Raw genomic sequence first — 18,609 nt, 5'->3', positions numbered from 1 at the left:
CTCTACTTTTTGTTTGCTAATGTGTCTTGCATCAATAATGCAGGGTCAAGGCGTTCACCTTGCCAATTAAATCGCCAATCTAAATGCGGGCCAGTTACACGGCCCGTAGCACCTATTTCAGCCACTTTCATACCTTGTGTAATTTTATCCCCCACTTTTACATCTAGCTTGCTTAAATGAATATAAGTTGAGGTAACACCGTGACCATGATCTAAAATTAATGTGCCACCTGAGTAATATAAATCTGGTTCAGCAAATACCACGGTACCGCTGATCGGCGCATACACAGGAGAGCCTGTTTTATTTGCTATGTCTAAACCAAAGTGTGGTCTGCGTGGTTCACCATTAAAGTAACGCTGGCTTCCATAAACACCTGAAATACGGCCCTCAGCAGGCCTAAGCACAGGCTGTAAAAAGTACTCTAGGTCAGAGTTAACAGCGCGCGCTTTTCTTACCGCGACCGCTTCACGGCTAATACGTTCACTGACCGCTTTTGGTGGTGATACATATTTTTTTGCAACACCGGTTATTTTATCGATGTTGTAGTCACGAAGGGTTATAACTAAATCTTGGCTGTGGTTTTTTCCACTTTTATCAACCCATGATAAAGTGTGATTTGGTTTTGCATCACGACCAAAACCAAATACAAATAAGCCAGTATCAGATAACTTTAATGGCTTATCATTTAAGCTAACCGATTTTGCGTTATTTAATTGCCCTGTAACCAAGCCGCCTTGAGTTAAATGCCCTTTTAGTTCAACTGCCAAAGCACTAAAACTAAATGATGCAATTAACGCTGACACTAATAAGGATTTAAGCATAACTAATTGACCCTTTGCCAACGCCTTCATAAGCGGTAATTTTTACGTCTTTTTCTGGATGCTGCAGTTTTACTTGGCCGGCAATAAACTCAGCAATACATTCTACCGTGGTATCAATTGGTAAAATGTCGCAACGTGATTCACTAATAGCCATTTCAAAGTAACCTTGCGCCGCAGTATACGCAAAACAAACATCATCACTTTTAGCTGAGATATGTTTTAATTCAGAGGCGTTTATTTCATCTTCACTAGTTGCTAAGTAAATATCACGCCATTTATCAGCCCACTGTTTTTGCAAACGAGGCATAGAAATACCGCCAAGGCTTATACCAATTTGTGAGCGATGACCATGAATAATACGCTGGCAATTACCATCATGCTTTTTAAGGCCATGGCTATAGTGGTAGTAAAAACTTTGGTTGTGCTCAGGCTTTAATACCAGTTCAATTTTTTCAATATTATCAGGAAGCTGTGGCAGTATTGTGGCAACTAAATACTCTGTAACCGACTCAATGGTTATCTTATCGGTATCTATCAGGCAAAAAGCTTGATGAGGCGCACTCATTGCAAGGTGCTTATTCTCACCAAATGTACAATCTAATGTTTTGTGATCAGCAAACTCGTTGATGCTGCCGTTTATGTTATTTGGAACAGCTAAACGGTGATCAATACACTCATCAATAATGCCTTTTATTTGCTTTTTAACTAAGCCAAAGTCTAAAACCATAGACTCTTCATTTAGTTTGCCATGTAAAGTCAAATCAACAATCCAACTTTCGCCAACTGCACCGCGTTTATTGCATAAGTAAGAAAAATCAATCACAGTGAGTGAGTTAACAAAAAGGGTCATAAATTTCCTTTAAACTGATTAAAAGTCAGCCCTAATTATAATGATTTCTGTTAGTAATTGCGCGGTTTAATCATACTAAAATCAGTTGCATTTACTGATTGCTTATAATTAAACCATTTTTTAACTGCTCCGAGTTGTTTAGCGTACAAGTGTACGCTAAAGTACGGGGCAATTTCTAAGCAAAGATAAAGTGTTATGGAACCTAAAAATAGCTATACAAAAGAAGATTTGATCCTTTGTGGTCAAGGTGAAATGTTTGGTGAAGGAAATTGTCGTTTGCCAAGTGACAACATGTTAATGATGGATCGTATCATTTCAATTACCGATGACGGTGGTGAACATGGTAAAGGTCAAATAGTTGCAGAGCTAGATATCGATCCTAGCCTTTGGTTTTTCGACTGTCATTTTAAAGGCGACCCAGTAATGCCTGGTTGTTTAGGCTTAGATGCAATGTGGCAACTTGTGGGCTTTTTCTTAGGTTGGTCTGGTGGTCCTGGTCTTGGTCGTGCACTCGGTGTAGGTGAAGTTAAATTTACTGGTCAAATATTGCCAACAGCTAAAAAAGTAACCTACCGTCTAGACATGAAACGCGTTATTAAGCGTAAATTGTTTATGGGTATGGCTGATGGAACCGTAGAAGTAGATGGCCGCGTGATCTACGAAGCAAAAGATTTAAAGGTAGGCTTATTCCAAGACACTAGCGCGTTTTAATTTTAAAGCACGCAACAAAAAAGCCTCTAACTAGAGGCTTTTTTGCTTAAATTCGTTGTGAGTTTATGTTTTATACATATTGCGATTTTCTATTGCCTCGCGCCAACCACCAAGCCACTCAGACTTAGGATCAACTTGTTGATAAGGGCAGTGCTCTTTTGAGCGACCAGCTAAACCAGCTTTAAAACCTTGAGAATGAGCTCTTTCTAAACGATCTCTTTTCTGTCTCTTCATCGGTAAAATCCTCACCTTTATATTTATATTTTTGTAGCATTAAATTCATCTACATTTAATAAATAGCCAACAAAAATGTTAAATTCAAACACAAAATACAATTAATTTGTTTGACTTTAACTAAGCTGCTGATGCAATGATAAATTAATTTAAAAATAATTTTATTGATCAACTATAACCAATTTAACTTTATTAAAATGTTCCGATACATCGGTTCAAAACACATAAGTGTCATATTTGTGACTAATAATATCCCCTTAAGTTCCCAATTAATTTGTAATCAAAAAATGAACGTCAGTGCTGTTTTAAAAACATTCCAAATAAAAGCTTGATTAATTAAAACCGATCGGTCTAATATGAAGCATGAACAAAACACCAGCAGTTGCAACTAGGCGTGGCCGCCCACCCAAAATAGCCAGAGACAGTGCCGATACAAAAGCGCTGCTCATTCGTGTGGGCTTAGAAACCTTAACTGAGTTTGGCTTTAGTGCCACCGGGCTCGACACCATATTAAAAAAAGCAAAAGTACCTAAAGGCTCCTTTTATCATTACTTTAAAAGTAAAGAAGCCTATGGCTTGGCTCTTGTTGATGCCTACGACGTTTTTTTTATAAATAAACTTAAATTTTACCTAGAGCAATCTGAAGTCCCCGCACTTGAGCGCATTGTTAATTTCACACAAAGCGCAATTGCTGGAATGCAAAAGTATGATTACAAACGCGGGTGCTTGGTGGGTAACTTAAATCAAGAGCTTAATCATTTAAGTGACGACTTTAAAACTCGTTTAATGCAAAGCTACATCGCTTGGCAACAACAATTAAAACGATGTTTAGATTTAGCCCAGCAGCAACAAACTATTAATCCACACATTAACACCGAACAAATGAGTGAATATTTTTGGGTGGGTTGGGAAGGCGCAGTAATGCGAGCTAAACTAACCCAATCAAGTAAGCCACTTACTTTATACACAGAAATGTTTTTACGCGCATTACTTAGGGTCTGTTGATCTTTCAAGGTTAAATTTACAGCAGTCTGTTTGGTATTTAGGCAAGGCAGAGCCTATGTGGTGTGGTTATTCCCCATAAATAAGCGATAACGCAGCATCAATGCCAAACAGGCGCTTCCCTTTGGGTTCTGCCTAGGGGCGATTTACTCTTTGTTGCTCGGTTTTGACTTAGCCCACTAGGTTACAAACCTCGCGCCGCAATTAAACCGCCCCTAGTTTGAACAAATTTCAATCTAAAAAGGTCATCAGACCCTTGTTAATGCATTTTTCATTATTAATTTAAAGACGATCGGTCTAAAAGGAAATCTAATGAGCAATTCTATCAAAGCTATTGTTATAGATAAGCAAGACGACAACTACACTGCAGCCCTAAGCACCATAAACAGTGGCGATCTGCCAAACGAAAATGTATTAATTGATGTGCTTTACAGTACCTTAAATTATAAAGATGGCTTAGCCATCACGGGTAAAGGCCCTGTTGTACGTAGCTTTCCTATGGTGCCGGGGATTGATTTAGTGGGTACAGTGACTAGCAGCGACAGTGCTGAATTTAAAAGTGGCGACCACGTTATTTTAAATGGTTTTGGTGTTGGCGAAAAGCACTGGGGTGGCTTATCTCAAAAAGCGGCACTGAGCAGTGATTGGTTAATTCCCCTACCCGCTAACTTATCACCTAAACAAGCTATGCAAATTGGTACTGCCGGTTATACGGCAATGCTCAGTGTTATTGCACTAGAAAAGCAAGGCGTTACTCCCGAGTCAGGTGAAGTGTTAGTCACCGGTGCTAATGGTGGCGTAGGCAGTTTTGCTATTTATTTACTAAGCCAGCTAGGTTATCAAGTAACCGCAGCAACAGGTCGCATGGAACAAGCTGACTATTTAAAATCATTAGGTGCAACTAATGTAATTGATAGGAATGAGTTTTCAAACTCTGGTAAACCACTGCAAAAAGAACGCTTTGCTGCTGCAATTGATTCTGTAGGTAGTCACACACTTGCAAATATTTGTGCATCACTTAAATATGGGGGGGTTGTTACTGCTTGCGGGCTTGCACAAGGTATGGATTTGCCAGCGTCTGTGGCACCATTTATTTTACGTGGTATTTCTTTGATGGGTATTGATAGCGTAATGCGCCCTAAAGCGGATCGTGTTGAAGCATGGGATCGTTTAGCTTCATTAGTTAATGCCGATTACTTGGATAAAATTTCAACTGAAATAAATCTTGATCAAGTCATTGAAAATGCCGAACAACTAATGCAGGGCCAAATTCGTGGTCGTGTTGTGGTTAATTGTCAAAGTTAAGCATTTTTGCTACTAAACTCTCGTTATTAAATTTATAATGTTCGCTGATTTTTTAATAACGAGAGAACACCTATGAACAACCAAGAACTTTTCAGTAATAACCCACTGCAAGGCGTTAAATTAGAGCAAGTGGTTGAAGAACTGGTTGAGCAATATGGGTGGGAACTCCTGCATGCCTACTTACAACTTAACTGCTTTAAAAATAACCCTGACATTAAATCTGCAGTTAAATTTTTGCGTAAAACCGAGTGGGCACAACAAAAAGTAGATAATTTCTATTTGTACCGTCTTAAAAACTTACCTCGCCCAGATGACGTACAATACGAACTACCGCCACGCGACCGTATTATCCCTGAAGGTGACAAACCGGGTGAACCATGCGAGTTAAGCTTTTCTGATGCTAAGCGTATTCAAGAGAAAAAAGCAGCCAAGCAACGTGCCCGTACTCGTAAACAACGTTCAAATTCAAGTAACCCTTGGGGTAACTAAGCTAATTTCATAAAAGAGCTAACTTTATTGTTAGCTTTTTTTGCTTAATGAAGAAATTAATAGCCTCGGTGTTTCCAAAAGTCGTCTTCTGTTTTGGTTTTTTCATTGATAAGATTAAATGTCTTATCAGCAATGACTTTTCCTGCTAATGATAAGGTCATACGCCAGTTACCTATTTTATCTTCTATAGGCTCCCATACCGTATCCCCTAAATAAAACGACCAATCGTTATCTTTAACATATACATTCCCCTCAAAAGGCAGCATTACTTCGCCATTGGTATCTATAATACCGGGATGATAAATACAATAATGTAGTTTTTCGCCTTTCGCTTTTTTGATATTTACTATTAAACCAAATTCTACATCAAGTTCTGCTTTTACTTGCGTAGTGAATTGCGTGATTTGTGGTAACGCTTTGTCAGCTTTGTCCCATTTGGAATATATACCGTAACTTTCTAATGTAATTTGTGGTTTAGATTTTGCCATTGAAATTTCTATTTTTTCTTTCTATTGTTAAGCCACCAGCCTCAGCGACTGATTTATTAATTAAGTAGTTGTTTTGGATTTTTAGGATAATAATTGCTGGGTTGCTGCTCGCATAAACTAAACTCGCGGGTATTTTTATACGGCAACTTCATAAAACCAGCGACACCAACATCAGTAATATTAACCGCGTACTGCATGAGTTTATTTAGTAAACGTTTAAATTCAACTTCTTTACTAGCATCGAGTAATCGATAGTAATGGTGAATCTTCATCCTATCTGGTAGTGCTTCAAAAATAATACAACCGGTATGATGTATCTGGTTTAGCTCAAATACACACTTAATCACCTTTTTAGGCAGTTGTAGTTGCTCATCGGGATCTTTACCATCTTCAAAGTATGAGTGCGGACGGGTTACATCGCTGGCTTTTACATTAACCACTTCATAATCAAGTTCTGGTAACTGGTTAAATTTAAACGCACCGGTGCCATCGCGTTCTAGCTGAATAGTTTTACGGGCATCAAATAAACAACACTTAAATAAGCCCTTTTGACTAATCGCTTGCGCAAGCATTACAGTATTATTTACCGCATCAGTAAACGCGGTTGCTAAAGCTTCATCGTGCATAATAAGTGATGACTCAACATACAAAGAATCATCTTTCCAATGAAAACTCAGCCCCCCTACTACAGGGTACTTCGCTAAGCGACTAATAGAGGCTAAAAACGCTTTTTCGGTATCCCCAGTATCAAACAAAAATTCTTTGTAATACCTATCTAACTGAGCATCGTTTACATCGAGTAATTGCTGTTTATGGTCGGCTTGGCGTAAAAACTGTTTTCGGGAACTATATACAACGGTTTCGGGCTCAGGATCTTGGCTAAACCAAAAAGGAATGCGTGCTTTAGTGTCTTGCTTTGGTAGCTCTGGTAAAAATGCTTTTGCCATGGTTTCTATGTTACGCATAAAATAGTCACCTGCTTTGTCTCTTACTAACCGTTCTTTTGAAAGCATGCCATCAATAACGTTTGCCAGCTCCTTAGGTAACATTAAACTACTGGCCGGAATAGCCTGAGCGCCAAATCGACAAGACTGAGCCGATGCAAGTGCATATAAAGTTGATGCAACCCCCTGCTCATCAAAACGAGGGGATGACTTTTCGCCAGACATTTGCGCATCACCAATAAAATACACATCACCCATTCGCGCGTTAGTGGTGCTTAAATCACCCGACATTAAATCCATAAAATTACTGGCAATTGGGTTTCCTTGTTCATCTACTTGGGCATAAACAGAGCTTCCCCAGTCAACCAATGAAAGCTGCTTTTCATTTTCATCCCAAACCAAGTTAGAGGGTTTAATATCACCATGTACAATAGGCTGCGGGCTTAAACCATTTTTATGATGGCGTAAATCAAGCAACACATTTCTTAATTTAACCGCTAAGCTCATTATTTTGGCGGCCGGTAAGCGCCCTTGCTTTAGTGATACTTTTTCAAGGTCTTCACCAATAGCGCGCGCCATCATCAAAATGCCTTGTTTTTTTATTCGCTCAAAACCATAAAATGTTGGCACTAAGGGATTTTTGATTTGCGAAAGCATATACGCTTCATCTTCAAGGCGATCACGTACACTTTGCGCGAGCGTTATTCTTGAAAATTTAAACACCCAAGGCAGGCCATGTTCATCATCCCCTGCAAATACAAACCCAAATGCCCCTGAGCCAATCATTTCTACCTTTTTATACCCAAGCAAAGTGAGCTGTTTAATACAAATATTAAGCCACTGACGATGTTTTTTTGCATCACGGTGTGACAGCAAATAAACAGACTGTTCTTCGTTAATATAAAAGTTACGAATTTCTTTTGCTTTCAATGCAGATTCTCTAGGTTAGTGGTTAAAAGCTGCGTATTGCCTTTATGTTTGATAGTAACGCGAGCATTGTTTTAATTAAACCTTTAAGCATGACAATATGTTTATCAAGCCGTTATTTCATGGTATTTAGTCATGATTTAGACGTATATCGCTGATATTTGCGGTTTCACCGTATCCTACTTACCCATAACAGCCTAAATAGGGTAAAACACCCCTTTAAATTATTCTTGGGTTAAAAAATGAAACGTATTATAAAAGCCTCTTCAATCGCGCTTGCACTGGGTATGTGTATTAATGCACAAGCAGCAGACTTTAATTTTTCTTCAAAAGTAGACAGCGACGCAAACACGCTGGTTGTATTTTATAGCCAAGATGGCAACAACAGCCAATTTAAAACACTTGATAAACAATTCGATGGCCAATTACAACGTGTTATCGATATAGAAAATTTTACCGGCGATTACGCTAAAGTGGCACAACTTGTTGCGCCAAGTAAAAGTAACTACAGCCGCGTTTTAGTCGTAGGTACTGGTAATACAAGCGAGTTTGATAAAGCAAAAGCAGCTAAGTTAGGCGGTAATATTCACGCTCAACTAGTTAAAGCCAAAGTAGGCACTGCAAGCGTTGTATTTGAAGATGTAACCGGTGTAAGTGACAATGCATTACTTGCTGCTAACTTTGCCCATGGTGCAAACTTACGCGATCATCGTTTTGAAAACTATAAAAAAGAACCAAACACTGAAACAGTTAGCTACACATTTGATGTTGATAACACCAAGCAAACTCGCAAGCTTTACACCCAATTAGAAAGCATTCAAGCCGGTGTGTTTTTAGCCCGCGATTTAACCTCTGAAGTCGCTACCGAAATGACACCTGTTGATTTTGCTAATGCGGCAAAAGAATTATCATCTTTGGGCGTAACCATCAAAGTATTGGAGCCTAAAGAAATAAAAGAACTGGGTATGGGTGCATTAGAAGCTGTTGGCCGAGGTAGCCAGCAAGGTGCCCGTTTAGTAGTTGCTCATTATAAAGGCTCTGACGATGCCCCTATTGCCCTTGTTGGTAAAGGCATTACGTTCGACTCAGGTGGTTACAGTATTAAAACCGGTGCGTCTATTGCACGTATGAAATCAGACATGGCTGGTGCTGCTGCCGTACTTGGTACTGTAAAAGCAATGGCGTTAGCTAAAGCAGATAAAAACGTAGTAGCCGTTATGGGAATGGCAGCTAATATGGTATCGCAATTTGCTGTTGCTCCAGGTGATGTTGTTCGCACTGCTGAAGGCTTAAGTGTAGAAATATTAAATACCGATGCTGAAGGTCGTTTAGTACTAAGTGATGCAATGTGGTATGCACGTGAGCACTACAAACCAGAGGTCATGATTGATGTTGCAACCTTAACGGGTTCTAAAATTCGTGCTGTTGGTAATGAATACGCAGCGGTATTCTCTGATGATGACACGCTAGTATCTCAACTTACTCTTGCAGGTAAACAAGTAAACGAAAACCTATGGCGCTTACCATTAGGTTATGAAGATATGTTGAAGTCTGACATTGCTGATATAACAAATGTAGGTTCAGGTGGCCCTGGTGCAACCACAGCCGCTACTTTCTTAGAGCATTTTGCTGGCGACACCCGTTGGGTACACATTGACATAGCCGGCAATGCATTAGCTAAAAAAGGCAAAGACGAAGTATCTGCTGGCGGTACCGGATTTGGCGTGCGTTTATTGAGTGAATGGCTACTAAGTAACCTGAACTCTGGTTAAGAGATTTACTAACGTATTGAATCAAAAATGATATTTATGTTTATTTTTCTCTAGCCAGAGATTTCCAGTGAAAACAAGGCGAAATTACGCGTCAATAGCTAGCCTATTGCAAGTAAATTCAACGCAGTTAGCGCTGAAAATAGCTGCTTGAGATTGATTTATTATCCAGAGTTCAGGTTAAGTAATTAAATATACATTAGTTAGCTTTACTAGCTAAAACACAAAACGCCAAAAGCACATATATGCTTTTGGCGTTTTTTATTGTTAGTTAAAGCAATATAACCTTTAATCTAGAAGGTCAAACACGTTTTAGTCGTAACCATACTTATTATTAAACGCTTCATCGCTCATGGTTAATAAAATAATAAACTCTACAAATGCAATGATCGCCGGAATAGCTGTCCAAAAGAACAACAGATAACCAAGGAATAATTATGAAATTTTCATAATTTAGCTCTGTAGATACTGAGGCAATCCCTTTATTTGCTAAGTTATCACGCCCCCTCAGTAACATAGCGGTTTTCCCAGTAGGGATGAATGTGCCAGTCGTAGCTGTTATTAGGTTCAATGTTAGTTAACGTCTCAACTTTTATATGACCCGCCGCATCTGCTGAAACATTTTGCACAGCACTCTTGCGTAGTTTGCGCTAAAGCAAAGAAACTAAAACAAGCACTAAACGCAAATAAAAAACCGAAAATACATAACTTCATTAATAACCTAAACTTTCATAGTAGTATTAGCTTGGCTTTTCAAATTTAAACACTGCTAATCCTAAAAGCGCTATTACTATTGCAAAAGCTAACCAAGATGATAAAAGCTGTGCTGCAAAAAACCAACCCACTGCAGCGGCAATAACACTAATAACAAGCTGAACCATAAGCGGAACTTTACCTTTGATACCGTAAGTAAGTTTATAAGCTTTAACTAATTCATCAGCCACAAAAAATTCACAAAGTGTTACGCTTTTAGTTAAACCGTGGGCATTTAACCTAATTTTAGCTGGGTTGCCATTTATTTCAAACTCATGAGTAGAGCTAAACTTAAAGTTTTGTGCTTCGCTAACTATCTCACCGTTAACTTTTACAACTTCTTTTCCCGATACGGGCGAGCAGTAATAAGTAACTTCTACGTCATCACTGTAAAACTAAAAATGCATTCCACTTTTGGCCGAAACCTCTACTTTATTTGCCATCATCATCCTTATTGATATTAACTTTATTATATCGTTTCCAAAACAAGTTAACGGTATGCTTACAACAATAAATTACTAACTCACTAATAAAAATCTATACCTCATATAAAAACAAACTGTAGGCCTAAAATCAAACTCGTTAACATTGCTGATCAGAACTAAACTTTTGTTAATCGGCAGTTAATTGATCTGCATCAATTCATTTTTGCACTTAAGTGCTATGCTAAGTTAGTCGTCATTTATAATGGGAAATATAAAATGAAACTACAACCTAGTAAGCACACCCTATGGCTCCCTCTATTAGCTATTTTATTTAGTGGTAACCTACTTGCTGCCAGTAATTTAAAAACTGAACAAGCAATACTAACGCCTCCCCCTATGGTGCCACCCGCCATTAATAGAGATCACAGTGCAAAAGTAGTTATCAATCTAGAAACCAGAGAACAAGTAGGTAGAATTGCTGATGGCGTTGAATATGTATTTTGGTCATTTGGTGAAACCGTACCAGGGAGCTTTATTCGAGTTAGAGAAGGTGATGAAATTGAGTTTAATCTCTCAAATCATCCTAGCTCAAAAATGCCGCACAATATTGACCTACATGCCGTAACAGGCCCTGGTGGTGGCGCGGAGTCGTCATTTACAGCGCCAGGGCACACTTCTACATTTAATTTTAAAGCACTTAACCCAGGGCTTTATATTTACCATTGCGCCACGGCTCCTGTTGGTATGCATATAGCCAATGGTATGTATGGCTTAATTTTAGTTGAACCAAAAGAAGGCCTTGCGCCCGTAGACCGAGAGTATTATTTAGTACAAGGGGATTTTTATACTAAGGGCGAATTTGGTGAAGCTGGCTTGCAACCTTTTGATATGGCAAAGGCAATTGATGAAAACGCAGACTACGTAGTATTTAATGGCTCAGTAGGCAGCACCACAGATGAAAACTCTTTAACCGCTAAAGTAGGTGAAACAGTTCGATTATATATTGGTAATGGTGGCCCTAATTTGGTTTCTTCTTTTCATGTAATAGGCGAAATTTTTGATACCGTTTATGTAGAAGGCGGCAGTTTAAAAAATCACAACGTACAAACCACATTGATCCCCGCTGGCGGCGCTGCCATTGTTGAATTTAAAGTAGAAGTACCGGGCACCTTTATTTTGGTCGATCATTCTATTTTTAGAGCATTTAACAAAGGCGCACTCGCAATGCTAAAAGTAGAAGGCCCAGACGACCATTCTATTTTTACAGGCAAAACAGCTGATAACGTATATTTACCAGAAGGCTCAGCAGTACAGTCGTTAGATAATACATTTACTAAAATAACAGCCAACAATAAAGATGACCAAATACGATTCGGCCAACGTGTTTATGAGGCTAACTGTATGGCTTGCCATCAAGCTAATGGCGAAGGTATTCCCGGAGCATTCCCACCTTTAGCAAAGTCTGATTATTTGAACAACAACCCACTTTTAGGTGTTAATGCGATTATTAAGGGCTTATCGGGTCCGATTACAGTTAATAACGTTAACTACAACGGCGTAATGCCAGCAATGAACCTAAATGACGAAGATATTGCCAATGTTATTACCTTTGTACTAAATAACTGGGATAACGCCGGCGGAAAAATCTCTGCTGAACAAGTTGCTAAGCAGCGCAAGTAACATGATTTTTTCTTTATTAACGATGACACTTGCATTGGCAGAGCCACCTAAAATGGTAGCCCTGCCCGCAGGTAACTACAGGCCGCTTTATATGAATAAAAACAGCCCACAAACATTTGTGGGCGCTTTTAGCATAGATATTACGCCTGTGACTAACGCGCAATATTTAAAGTTTGTAACAAACAATCCACGTTGGCAGCCACAGCAAATACCTAGTATATTTGCAGAAGCTCAATATTTACAACATTGGCAACAAAATCAAACAGCAAAGCAGCCATCACAGGGGCAATTAAACAGCCCTGTAGTTAACGTGTCGTGGTTTGCAGCCCAAGCTTATTGCCATTCACTTAATAAAAGCTTACCCACGGTTGCTCAGTGGGAACGTGTTGCCAGTGCCAGTGCAACCCAGCCCAATGGCAGTCTAGAAAAAAGCTATAACCAACGTATTTTACAATGGTATAGCCGCCCTAGTAGCAAACAACTCCCTGAGGTTGGTACTAACCCTGCAAACTATTGGGGGGCACAAGACTTACACGGCTTAATTTGGGAATGGACAGAGGATTTTAACTCCGCTTTAGTCAGCGGCGAATCTCGTGGTGATAGTGATATAAATCAAAAGCTATTTTGCGCCGCAGGAGCGCAAGGAGCAGCTGATCCCAGTGATTATGCCGCATTTATGCGCTTTGGCTTTCGCTCTAGTTTGCAGGCCAAATATACTTTACCTAATTTAGGGTTTCGCTGTGCGAAATCAAAGGAGTAAAAAATGATAAAATATAACCCAGCTATAATTTCTAATAATATAACACTTAAAATATTAGGGCTGATATGCATGCTTGCCAGCTCATACGCTTACTCGCAAAACATACCACAAGACTCTGTTTATCAACTTAACAGTACATGGTTAGATCAAGACGCTAATAAACGTACTTTAAGTAGCTTTAGCGGTAAAAAACAAGTCATAAGCCTTATTTACACACACTGCTTACATACTTGCCCTACTATTGTTTCTACCATGCAAGCCATTGAAAATAAGCTGAGTGAGACTGAAAAACAAGACGTAGGTTTTATTTTAGTATCGTTAACGCCCGACACAGATACACCTGCAGTACTAAAAGAATTTGCACAAAGCCGAAAGTTAAATTTACAAAACTGGAGTTTATTAACCGGCACACCACAAGACGTTCGTAGTTTAGCTATGGTATTAAATATAAAGTTTCAAAACATAGACAACAATGAAGTTAATCACTCCAACTTAATGACAGGTTTAGATGAGCAAGGACGCATTAAATTTCAAGAGCTTGGAGTAATAAATAACGCAGCAATAGCCGCTGAAAAGCTCGCAAATCTTTAAAGCACGCTACCCTTAACTAAGCTATACAATGAATAAACACTCGCACAAAGCAGAGTGTTTATTTAATTTCAAAAATTTTATTATGGGACAGGCATTTAATTTTTATTAAAAAGCAAATGCGCAGTTTATTTATTATTTACTCCAGTGTATGGCTTTCATTGAATCACAACAGTTAAAGCTTATTCGATTTTAGGGAGATTTTAACGAGAGTTAGAGGCTTACACTTCATATGATGGATATTTGCTAACTTAAGCTGACACAGAGCTATGAACGACCTCAAATCATTGTTGTTTTATTGTTTTAATTAATCACACCAACTGCTTACTTCCGCCAAAACAATAAGAGTAAATTTTACTGGTTAGAACATAAAAACAGCGGATGATCGTATTTACTCTGCATTAAATAACTTACAGATTAACCAACACCTTTGTACCACTTAGCTTGGTTCTGCGCAGCTAAATTCATTAACCTTACTTTACTCCCCGCAAAGTTTGCATATTGCCTACGAAAATGCTGAATTGCGTTTAGCCAGTGTTATTTAAACACTGTATTACAAAGCATTATTTAGCGTGTGCACTACTTTATGGTAGCGGTATGCGGTTAATGGAGGTACTACGTTTGCGGATACAAGATATTGACTTTGATTATAACTGTGTTCGAATTTGGGATGGTAAAGGGGGGCAAAAATCGTGTTGTAACGCTTGCAGGAGAACTGATACCACAAATACGAACACAAATTCAATTAGTCGATAATTATTTACAATTAGACCTAAATAACTCGCTGTTTTGTGGCGTGTATATGCCGCATTTATTACGTAAAAAATATCCAAATCATAACAAACAGCTGGGTTGGCAATATTTATTTCCATCTTATGAACTCAGTATTGATCCTGAGAGTAAACAGCTAAGGCGCCATCATATTGATGAAAAGCAATTACAGCGCGCTGTAAAAAAAGCGGCTTTTAATGCACATATTAATAAACACGTTACGCCACATATTTTGCGCCACTCATTCGCTACGCACTTACTGCAAAGCGGCGCTGATATACGCACAGTACAAACACAACTTGGGCACAGCGATATTCGTACAACACAAATTTATATCCATGTTTTACAGCAAGGTGCTAATGGGGTTATTAGCCCTTTTTCAAGATTATAAACTTCTCTATTTAAAACAAAAAAGCATAACCCACACGAGTTATGCTTTTTTAATTAATCTTAAACCAATTCATTTTACAAACGAATACCGCCGTCTATCTCTACTACACGGCCAGTAAAAAAGTCGTTTTCGATAATATACTGTGCAGTATGGGCTATTTCTGCGGTTTCACCTAAGCGCCCTACTGGTGTTACAGCAAGCATGCGCTGTTTTGCTTCTGGCTTCATTACATCGGTCATTGCGGTGCTAATAACACCTGGGGCAATTGCGCCAACGCGAATACCAAAACGGCCAAGCTCTTTAGCCCATGTAGTGGTTAATGCCACAACACCTGCTTTTGAGGCAGCATAGTTAGTTTGGCCAATATTACCCGCACGCGCTACGCTTGACATATTTACAATTACGCCGCCTTTGCCTGATTCAATCATGTGGCTAGCCGCTTCGCGCCCTGCCAAAAATACGCCTGTTAGGTTTACGTCAATCACTGATTGAAATTGATCAAGCGACATTTTTTTTACCACTTTGCCGTCTTTGGCTTTTATAAACATACCATCGCGTAAAATGCCGGCGTTATTAATTAATACCCCAATGTGTCCAAAGTCACTGTTAATGGTATTAAATACGTCTTCAACTTCGCTCTCAACGGTTACATTGGCGCTGTAGCCTTTAATAGTGCCTGTTACGCCAGCTAATGCAGATAGCTGCTCGGTTGCTTCATTTAACTGGGCTTGCGCCATATCAATTAAGGCAATATTAGCGCCCATTAAAGCAAACTTTTGCGCCATTGCAAAACCTAAGCCTTGTGCGCCACCGGTAATAACTACGGTATTATTTTTTATTTCCACAATACTTTCCTACTTCGAAAACAATTTAAAAATGGCACTAAAATCATCACTGCCTGCACCTTGGTGCTGCATCATAGTGTATAAATTTTTAGCCATTGAGCCCATTGGCGTCAGTGAATTACTCTGCTGCGCTGCTTCCATAGCAAGGCCTAAGTCTTTAGCCATTAAATCGACCATAAAGCCAGGTTTATAGTCGTTACTAGCTGGTGCGGTTTCCATAACGCCTGGGCAGGGGTTATAAAGTTCTAACGTCCAGTTTCGACCCGAGCTTGCGCTCATTATGTCGCTGAGTACTTTTGCATCGAGGCCATTATTAATGCCCATTTGAATGGCTTCACTGGTGCCTGCCATTAAAATACTCAACAGCATATTGTTACATATTTTGGCAACTTGCCCTGCACCAATATCACCAGCATGGAATATGTTTTTACCAATATCGACTAATACAGTATTGGCTTTATCGAATGCAGCTTGCTCACCACCAACGATAAACGTAAGCGTTCCTGCTGTTGCACCTGCTACACCACCCGATACCGGTGCATCAACAAACGCAATACCTTGCTCACTTAGGGCATGGCCAACGTCACGTGCTGATTGTGCATCTATAGTTGAACAATCAATCACTAAGGTACTTTTACTCAGTACTTTAATTAAACCCGATTGCTCGTCTGTGCCTAAATAAAGTGATTTAACATGTTTGCTTGCCGGTAGCATGCTAATCAGCACATCAGCCTCGTGAGCACAGTCACTGGCGCTTTGCGCCGCACTAGCCCCATGATTCACAAGCTCTTTAACGGCCTCTGCACTTAAGTCAAACACGCGCACACTGTGGCCTGCTTTAACTAAGTTTGCTGCCATTGGGCCGCCCATGTTTCCTAAACCAATAAATCCTATATTAAGTTTACTCATCGCTTTACCCTTGTAAATTTAGTTGTGAAAAGTACGGCTCTAGCGGATGTTGCTCGCCAAAGCGGTTTGTAAAAAAGCTCTCTACTACTTCTTTTGGTACATCAGCTAACGATTTAAACTGCCACTGTGGCGCACCGTCTTTATCGATTAGTAAGGCTCGTACACCTTCTTGAAACTCGCCCACTTCACCGGCACAAACCGACATGCCCAATTCCATTTTAAAACACTCAGCTAAATTTTTGCCTTTGCTGTGTTTAAGCTGCTCACTCACTAAAGCACAACTTAATGGACAACCATGCGCCAACGATTTTTGTGCACGTTGTAGCCATTTGTCATCTGTGGTTAGATTTAAAATGTAATCTACCTGCTCCTGCAACGTGTCAAACTCGCCTAACTTTTGAATTAGCGATAAGCTGGCTTTTAAATTGCCTTTAGGCATACGGCTAGAGTTGTTATCTAACTCAATGAGCAAGTTACTTAGCTTGTCGTGGTTTAAACTTGCTGTTTTACCCCATTTAGTATTGAGTAACGCTTCAACAAGCTCTGGGTACTTATCGGCATTTACAAAGTGATCGGCAAGCGATACAAGCTTAGCGTCTTCACAATTTATAGATGCCGAGGTAAGCCCTAAAAACAAACCAACATGGGCGGGCATTTTATGTAAAAAATAACTGCCGCCTACATCAGGGTAAAGCCCAATGGTTTGCTCTGGCATGGCAATGCGTGATGTTTCAGTAACCACACGGTGACTGGCACCGGCCATTAAACCTAAACCGCCGCCCATTACAATACCGTTACCCCAGACTAAAATGGGTTTGTTGTAGCAGTGAATTAGGTAATCGAGTTGATACTCTTGAGTAAAAAACTCTTCAACCAGTGAGCTCGGTTTACCCTCACTCATTGCTTTGTGTAAGCTCACTACATCGCCACCGGCGCAAAATGCTTTTTCACCTGCGCCTTTAAGAACCACTAATGCAATGTTATCGTCTTTGTCCCATTGCTGTAGTTGTGGCTCGAGTAAGCTGATCATCTCAAAATTTAACGCGTTTAATGACTTAGGCGCGTTAAGCGTTGCAAAACCAATGAGTCGGCCATTATCTGTGGTTGCCGTTTCAAATACCACGGCAGCATCAGCTGAATTTAAACGGGTTAATTCACTCATTAGCCATTCACCCAATTAGCTTTACGCTTTTCTAAAAAGGCGTTAACGCCCTCTTGCTGATCTTCGGTATCAAATAAACCAACAAACAGTTCACGCTCCAGTGGTAATGCATTTGCCATAGGCTGATGACGCCCTTTTTGAATCAATGTTTTACATGCAGCAACCGACGATGGGCTTTGCTCTGCCACTTGGTTAGCCAGTTTTAATGCTGCGGCAAAGCTTTCACCTTGTGCAACCACTTCTTCTACTAAACCAATTTGCATGGCTTTATCGGCTTTTAAACGCTCACCGCATAAAATCATGCGTTTTGCCCAGCCCTCGCCAACAAGCCATGCTAAATTTTGTGTACCACCGGCACATGGCAATAAACCCACTTTGGCTTCAGGTAACGCCATTTGTGCTTGCTCTTCTGCAATACGAATATCACAAGCAAGCGCTACTTCAAGGCCGCCCCCCATTGCATAGCCATTAATGGCTGCAACCGACACGCCTCTAAAATTAGTTAGCGCTTCAAATGCTTCACCAAATACACATGACATATCTGCAGCGACACCTTTATCGCCACTGGCAAATACATTTAAGTCGGCACCGGCGCTAAAAAACTTCTCGCCTTCACCAGTCAGTATTAATGCATAAATATTTTTATTGGTGTTGAGCTGATTAACGGTGTCTTTAAGCGCCACTAAGGTGTCTTTCGTCCAGGTATTCGCTGGCGGATTCGACATAGTTAAAATAGCTACATGGCCTTCAATAGTTAATTCAATGCTAGGATTTGACATACTAAT

At 39.7% G+C, this 18,609-nt stretch carries 19 protein-coding genes and 1 pseudogene; 9 read left to right on the top strand and 11 right to left on the bottom strand.

All coding sequences use genetic code 11. The features are described 5' to 3' along the window. Positions 1–2: 2 nt before the first annotated feature. Complete coding sequence (locus QMA00_RS04480) at positions 3–821, bottom strand: M23 family metallopeptidase (RefSeq protein ID WP_138563251.1); 819 nt, start codon at positions 819–821, stop codon at positions 3–5. Beyond that, the gene (locus tag QMA00_RS04475) at positions 814–1,671 is read right to left on the bottom strand and encodes a 6-carboxytetrahydropterin synthase (RefSeq protein ID WP_290156182.1); all 858 of its coding nucleotides are present in this window, start codon (positions 1,669–1,671) and stop codon (positions 814–816) included. Before QMA00_RS04475 ends, QMA00_RS04480 begins: the two co-directional genes overlap by 8 nt. Before the next feature lie 195 nt (positions 1,672–1,866). Between QMA00_RS04475 and fabA the strand changes: the two genes are divergently transcribed. Next, positions 1,867–2,382: a bifunctional 3-hydroxydecanoyl-ACP dehydratase/trans-2-decenoyl-ACP isomerase gene (fabA, locus tag QMA00_RS04470; protein ID WP_010389976.1), complete on the top strand. Its 516-nt coding sequence runs from the start codon at positions 1,867–1,869 to the stop codon at positions 2,380–2,382. Positions 2,383–2,445: 63 nt separating this feature from the next. On the opposite strand, the gene rmf is transcribed toward fabA, so the two are convergent. Next, positions 2,446–2,616, bottom strand: coding sequence for a ribosome modulation factor (rmf, locus tag QMA00_RS04465; protein ID WP_008114656.1), 171 nt, complete (start codon positions 2,614–2,616; stop codon positions 2,446–2,448). 363 nt (positions 2,617–2,979) lie between these two features. Here rmf and QMA00_RS04460 point away from each other — a divergent pair, with 363 nt between their 5' ends. The 3 genes from QMA00_RS04460 (at position 2,980) to QMA00_RS04450 (ending at position 5,412) form a co-directional block, all read left to right on the top strand. Further along, on the top strand, positions 2,980–3,621 hold the full coding sequence (locus QMA00_RS04460) for a TetR/AcrR family transcriptional regulator (RefSeq protein WP_290156180.1): 642 nt from the start codon (positions 2,980–2,982) through the stop codon (positions 3,619–3,621). Positions 3,622–3,930: 309 nt separating this feature from the next. After that, positions 3,931–4,923, top strand: a complete 993-nt coding sequence (locus QMA00_RS04455) for an MDR family oxidoreductase (RefSeq protein ID WP_290156179.1) — start codon at positions 3,931–3,933, stop codon at positions 4,921–4,923. Between the two features lie 72 nt (positions 4,924–4,995). Further along, a complete protein-coding gene (locus QMA00_RS04450) occupies positions 4,996–5,412 on the top strand; it encodes a VF530 family DNA-binding protein (protein ID WP_290156178.1) in 417 nt (138 codons plus the stop codon). Positions 5,413–5,468: 56 nt separating this feature from the next. On the opposite strand, the gene QMA00_RS04445 is transcribed toward QMA00_RS04450, so the two are convergent. Next, positions 5,469–5,900 carry a DUF3859 domain-containing protein gene (locus tag QMA00_RS04445; RefSeq protein ID WP_290156176.1) on the bottom strand — a complete coding sequence of 144 codons (432 nt, stop codon included), beginning with the start codon at positions 5,898–5,900 and terminating at the stop codon, positions 5,469–5,471. Positions 5,901–5,956: 56 nt separating this feature from the next. Next, a complete protein-coding gene (locus QMA00_RS04440) occupies positions 5,957–7,774 on the bottom strand; it encodes a phosphotransferase (protein WP_290156174.1) in 1,818 nt (605 codons plus the stop codon). A gap of 239 nt (positions 7,775–8,013) precedes the next feature. On the opposite strand from QMA00_RS04440, the gene QMA00_RS04435 reads away from it, so the two are divergent. Beyond that, on the top strand, positions 8,014–9,543 hold the full coding sequence (locus QMA00_RS04435) for a leucyl aminopeptidase (protein ID WP_290156172.1): 1,530 nt from the start codon (positions 8,014–8,016) through the stop codon (positions 9,541–9,543). A 494-nt stretch (positions 9,544–10,037) separates the two neighbouring features. Here the strand turns inward: QMA00_RS04435 and QMA00_RS04430 are convergent, their stop codons facing one another. Together QMA00_RS04430 and QMA00_RS04425 are read right to left on the bottom strand one after the other, a co-directional pair. Then, positions 10,038–10,169 (bottom strand): hypothetical protein, encoded by a 132-nt coding sequence (locus QMA00_RS04430; protein WP_262976320.1) that lies wholly within the window; start codon positions 10,167–10,169, stop codon positions 10,038–10,040. Positions 10,170–10,280: 111 nt separating this feature from the next. Further along, positions 10,281–10,484 carry a hypothetical protein gene (locus QMA00_RS04425; protein WP_262976321.1) on the bottom strand — a complete coding sequence of 68 codons (204 nt, stop codon included), beginning with the start codon at positions 10,482–10,484 and terminating at the stop codon, positions 10,281–10,283. A 510-nt stretch (positions 10,485–10,994) separates the two neighbouring features. Between QMA00_RS04425 and nirK the strand changes: the two genes are divergently transcribed. From nirK to QMA00_RS04405, 4 genes and pseudogenes are all read left to right on the top strand, one after another. Next, the gene (gene nirK / locus QMA00_RS04420; RefSeq protein ID WP_262976322.1) at positions 10,995–12,398 is read left to right on the top strand and encodes a copper-containing nitrite reductase; all 1,404 of its coding nucleotides are present in this window, start codon (positions 10,995–10,997) and stop codon (positions 12,396–12,398) included. Position 12,399: 1 nt separating this feature from the next. Next, a complete protein-coding gene (locus QMA00_RS04415) occupies positions 12,400–13,158 on the top strand; it encodes a formylglycine-generating enzyme family protein (RefSeq protein ID WP_089368260.1) in 759 nt (252 codons plus the stop codon). A gap of 3 nt (positions 13,159–13,161) precedes the next feature. After that, entirely contained in the window at positions 13,162–13,749 is a 588-nt protein-coding gene (locus QMA00_RS04410; protein ID WP_138562106.1) for an SCO family protein, read from the top strand. 555 nt (positions 13,750–14,304) lie between these two features. After that, positions 14,305–14,908 (top strand): annotated as a pseudogene (locus tag QMA00_RS04405) (integron integrase); the annotation flags it as partial. Positions 14,909–14,982: 74 nt separating this feature from the next. Here the strand turns inward: QMA00_RS04405 and QMA00_RS04400 are convergent. The 4 genes from QMA00_RS04400 to QMA00_RS04385 are packed head-to-tail and all read right to left on the bottom strand — an operon-like array spanning position 14,983 to position 18,603. Continuing rightward, on the bottom strand, positions 14,983–15,753 hold the full coding sequence (locus tag QMA00_RS04400; RefSeq protein ID WP_008114682.1) for an SDR family oxidoreductase: 771 nt from the start codon (positions 15,751–15,753) through the stop codon (positions 14,983–14,985). A gap of 9 nt (positions 15,754–15,762) precedes the next feature. Continuing rightward, positions 15,763–16,662, bottom strand: coding sequence for a 3-hydroxyisobutyrate dehydrogenase (mmsB, locus tag QMA00_RS04395; RefSeq protein ID WP_290156166.1), 900 nt, complete (start codon positions 16,660–16,662; stop codon positions 15,763–15,765). 4 nt (positions 16,663–16,666) lie between these two features. Continuing rightward, positions 16,667–17,824, bottom strand: coding sequence for an enoyl-CoA hydratase/isomerase family protein (locus QMA00_RS04390; protein WP_290156164.1), 1,158 nt, complete (start codon positions 17,822–17,824; stop codon positions 16,667–16,669). Continuing rightward, complete coding sequence (locus tag QMA00_RS04385) at positions 17,824–18,603, bottom strand: enoyl-CoA hydratase (RefSeq protein WP_290156162.1); 780 nt, start codon at positions 18,601–18,603, stop codon at positions 17,824–17,826. Before QMA00_RS04385 ends, QMA00_RS04390 begins: the two co-directional genes overlap by 1 nt. Between the last annotated feature and the right edge of the window lie 6 nt (positions 18,604–18,609).

Source organism: Pseudoalteromonas sp. APC 3694, from assembly GCF_030407565.1.
Classification (GTDB): Bacteria; Pseudomonadota; Gammaproteobacteria; order Enterobacterales; family Alteromonadaceae; genus Pseudoalteromonas; species Pseudoalteromonas tetraodonis.
Note: the sequence above shows the minus strand (reverse complement) of the source record. Positions and strands in the feature narration are given on the sequence as shown.